The organism is Nitratidesulfovibrio liaohensis, from assembly GCF_011682075.1.
In the GTDB taxonomy this organism is placed as follows: Bacteria; Desulfobacterota; Desulfovibrionia; order Desulfovibrionales; family Desulfovibrionaceae; genus Cupidesulfovibrio; species Cupidesulfovibrio liaohensis.
This window is the reverse complement of sequence record NZ_VSMK01000382.1, coordinates 1-2,714: the sequence shown is the minus strand read 5'-3', so window position 1 is coordinate 2,714 and position 2,714 is coordinate 1. Positions and strand designations below refer to the sequence as shown.

The following is a 2,714-nucleotide window of genomic DNA, read 5'->3' as shown; positions in this document are numbered from 1 at the left end:
GGACTGCCCCCGCTGGGCGTGGGCGGCCTGCCGCAACGCGGCGACGGGGACGACGCGCGCCTGCCCACCCTGCGCGAACTGGAAGAGGCGCACATCCGCCGGGTGCTGGCCACGGAACGCAACATGGAGCGCTCCGCCGCCATCCTTGGCATCACCACCGTGACCCTGTGGCGCAAGCGCAAGGAACTGGGGCTGGAATAAGCGCGGCCCTGCTCTGGAAGCTAAGGGCGTCTTTTCGCTCGCTTCATCCGATCCCGCCGGTTGCATCGGACGAAACGGCAACCTGCGCCAAGGGTTGTTGAAAAACCTGTTTCGGGGCGCCTTTTCCGGTCAAAGACGGCAACTGCCATACGAATCTTCGAGCATTGCACCCGCCAATACAAATAAAAGTCTTGGGGGGAGGGGCCGGGGAGGAGACCCTTTTCCAAAGGGGTCCCTCCCCCGCAACGGTTTGGCTTTTCAACAGCCTCTACCTGGCCAGCCGCAACAACCGCTCGGCCACCACCGCCGGGGCCACGTGGCGGCGCATGGATTCGGTGGCGCGCAGTTCGCCGCGCAGGGTCATGGGCCCGCTGGCGTGGGCGCTGGTCAGTTGCGCCTCGCAGGCGTCGCGCAGCAAGGCGAACGACGCCTCCACCTCCGGGTATGCGTTGTCCTCGCGCCAGGGCAGGCGCAGCGCGGTTTCCGCCACGCGCCCCGCGTGCGAGGGGGCATCCAGCACATACACGCCCCTGGGGGGCTCGCCCGCGCGTTCGCTTTCGCCGGGGTAGCAGTGGGGCCGCCACGAATCGGGCGGTTCGGGAATGGTGGACTGCACCCGCACCGGGGGCACGGCCAGCGCCTTTTCGTGCGGTTCAAGGGACACGGTGTAGCGCAGCACGGGGCGCAGGTTGCCGCGCTGCTTGTCGATGCGCCATTCGATGCGCATGGTCAGGCTCCTTCATGCAGGGTCAGCACCTCGCCGAAGGGCGGGGCGTCGGCGCCACCGTCCGCCCCCACGGGCCGGGTGGACGCCCACAGCACCGGGTACGGCGGCGGCGCGGGAAAGCGGTTGCATTCAAGGTCGGTCAGGCAGATCAGGCAGGCCGGGCGCAGGCCGTCGGCATCCACGCGGGCGAAGGCCGGGCGGTAGTCGGTACCGCCCCCGCCGCGCGGGGTCAGGCGCAGGGGTAGGTCCCAGCGCGTCAGGTGCAGCACTTCCTGCACGGCGCAGTCGCAGCAGATCACCGTGAGCCGGGTGTCGAAATCCTGCAATATTGCGGACACCTCGCCGCAGAAGCGGGCCAGCGCGGCGTCGTCCACCGAACCGGAGCTGTCGATGACCAGCACCAGTTCCGGCAGATCCTGCGAGCGCAGCGACGGCAGGTGCAGCCCCATGTGCACGTACCGCCGGTTGGGCGGTGTCCACGAATAGTCGTTGGCCGTGCACTGGCGGATGAACCGGCGCAGCAGGGTCCGCCAGTCCAGCGGCTGGTGCACGGTCTGCCCGGCCAGCCGTTCCAGCCCGGCGGGCAGATCGCCCATGAAGCGCGCCCCCTGCACCGCCTGCCCGAGGTCGATGCGCAGGTCGCGCTCTGCCCGGCGGCGTGCGGCGTCAGATGCATCCCCCTGCAACTGTGGATGGTCGCGCACCTCGCCGGAAAAGGACGTTTCCACATTGTCGCGGCCTTCGCCATCGCCCGTGCGGTCGCCGCCGCGCCCGTCCGCGTCGTCCCCTTCCGGCAGTTCCGGCGGGGCCTGTTCCGGGTCGCTGCGGCGCTGCGTGGCCGGGGTTTCTTCCGGCTGGTCGCCGGAAGCGCCGGAACGCGCACCGCTGGCCTCTGCCTCGCCCTGGGCCTTGTCGCCGGTGCCGCCGCCCTTCTCTTCTTCCTGCATGCGCGAAAGCACGGCGTAGATGTCCTCCGCCGTGCGGTCACGATGTTCCGGCGCGTCCAGAAACCCTGCGGGCAGGGTGAAGCCCGCATCCAGCAGTATGCCGTTCACCGCGTAGTCGCAGGCGCGGTTCCACAGGCCCTCGTCGCGCCCGTGACGGCGCACGTGGTGGCCGCAGACCACGTGCAGCACCTCGTGCGCCTGCATGGCCGTGACCATGGCGTCCGGCAAGGCGGCCACCCGGCGCGGGTTGAAGCCCAGGGTCACGCCGTCGGTCCACAGGCCGGCGCAGGCGGGGTCCGCCTTCAGGTGCAGCCGCAGGGCCAGCGAACCGAAAAAGGGATGGTCCAGCACCAGCGCGGTCCGGGCGCGCAGCATGCGTCCGTGGGCCTCGGTTTCCAGCGCCTTGTCGGTGGGGGATGAAGGGTCGGGGAAGTCAGGAACGTCGGGGGAAGAGACCACTGCCCCGGCAGCAAACGACACAACAGGCGCACCATCCACTCCCCCGGCAAGCGTCCCGCCAGACAGCCCGCCCGCCAAGCCCGCCGGAACCGGCACACCGGGCCGCCTGCCGGGCCGGAAGTCGGCAATCTCCGGATGCACGGCACCACTCACAGCAGCACGTGGGCGTTGGCCTGCGCCCACCGCGCGAAGGACGGGGTTTCCACCACCGTGGTGTCTGCGCGCACGGAATCGCGCATCAGGAGTACGCCGAATTCCACGGGCAGGCGGTCCGCGTAGCAGACCAGCGCCTCCATGGTGTCGGGCGCGGCGTGGCGGGCCAGCGCCTCGCAGATGGCGTAGGCGGCGGCGGGTTCGTCGGGCACCGGGGCGTCATGCGG

General features: G+C 70.4%; 3 protein-coding genes and 1 pseudogene. 1 reads left to right on the top strand and 3 read right to left on the bottom strand.

Features of this window, described 5'->3' with window-relative positions; translation table 11 throughout:
• Nucleotides 1-201, top strand: a 201-nt coding sequence (locus FVW27_RS12635; protein WP_279586628.1) for a helix-turn-helix domain-containing protein, incomplete at its 5' end; no start/stop codon positions are given.
• Nucleotides 202-469: 268 nt separating this feature from the next.
• Here FVW27_RS12635 and FVW27_RS12630 read toward each other — a convergent pair.
• From FVW27_RS12630 to FVW27_RS12620, 3 genes and pseudogenes are all read right to left on the bottom strand, one after another.
• Nucleotides 470-928 (bottom strand): hypothetical protein, encoded by a 459-nt coding sequence (locus FVW27_RS12630; protein ID WP_167125646.1) that lies wholly within the window; start codon nucleotides 926-928, stop codon nucleotides 470-472.
• Between the two features lie 2 nt (nucleotides 929-930).
• Entirely contained in the window at nucleotides 931-2,475 is a 1,545-nt protein-coding gene (locus FVW27_RS12625; protein ID WP_341806136.1) for a vWA domain-containing protein, read from the bottom strand.
• Nucleotides 2,476-2,483: 8 nt separating this feature from the next.
• Nucleotides 2,484-2,714 (bottom strand): annotated as a pseudogene (locus FVW27_RS12620) (MoxR family ATPase); the annotation flags it as partial.